Source organism: Acinetobacter sp. 228, assembly GCF_048147885.1.
Genome location: NZ_JAYWYV010000645.1, coordinates 1 through 1,009 on the forward strand (window position 1 = coordinate 1; position 1,009 = coordinate 1,009).

Annotated in this window: 1 protein-coding gene and 1 pseudogene; both read left to right on the plus strand. The window is 37.4% G+C overall.

All coding sequences use genetic code 11. From position 1 onward, the window contains the following. Nucleotides 1–310 (plus strand): annotated as a pseudogene (locus VXQ92_RS21540) (LPS export ABC transporter periplasmic protein LptC); the annotation flags it as partial. Further along, on the plus strand, nucleotides 310–1,009 hold a 700-nt coding region (locus tag VXQ92_RS21545; RefSeq protein WP_416683122.1), incomplete at its 3' end, for a SurA N-terminal domain-containing protein. The pseudogene VXQ92_RS21540 and the gene VXQ92_RS21545, both read left to right, overlap by 1 nt.

Consider the following 1,009-nt stretch of genomic DNA (forward strand, 5'->3'; position numbering starts at 1 on the left):
GTTTATACAACCAATTAAAGACAACTGGCGTATTATGGGTCTTGTTCAATATGACATGGACAATGATGTGGCTCGTGAGCTGTTATTAGGTGTTAACTATGAATCATGCTGCTGGGGTATCTCAGTCTATGGCCGTTCTTATTATAACGATCTAGATGATCCAAAATCTCCTAATGTGAACGAGAAACGCGCGATTATGGCTGAAATTACGCTCAAAGGTTTAGGTAGTTTAAATAACAAACTCGCGTCTATACTTGAAAATCGCGTTTTAGGTTTTAACAAAATTAATCAATCTTGGACACAACGTTAATGAAGACAAAACATCTTAAACAGTTTTTTAAAGCGACGACCCTTGCTGTATTAATATCTTCATCAATGCATAGTTTTGCCCAACCTACTGATGAAGTTGTGGCAATTGTGGACAATAGCGTAATTTTAAAAAGTGACCTTGAACAAGGAATGGCTGAAGCAGCTCACGAATTGCAAGCACAAAAAAAAGAAGTTCCACCTCAACAATACTTACAATTTCAAGTATTAGACCAACTCATCTTACGTCAAGCACAACTTGAACAAGTTAAAAAATATGGCATCAAACCTGATGAGAAAAGTCTAAATGAGGCTGTACTTAAAGTTGCAAATCAATCAGGTAGCAAAAGCCTAGAAGCCTTTCAACAAAAATTAGATGCGATTGCACCTGGAACTTATGAAAACTTACGTAGCCGTATTGCTGAAGATTTAGCAATTAATCGTCTGCGTCAACAGCAAGTTATGTCTCGCATTAAAATCAGTGATCAAGATGTAGATAACTTCTTGAAGTCACCACAAGGACAAGCTGCTTTAGGTAATCAAGCCCATGTGATTCATATGCGAATTTCCGGAGACAACCCTCAAGAAGTTCAAAATGTAGCAAAAGAAGTTCGTTCACAACTTGCTCAAAGCAATGATTTAAACGCTCTTAAAAAGCTTTCAACTGCGACTGTAAAAGTTGAAGGTGCAGATATGGGATTCC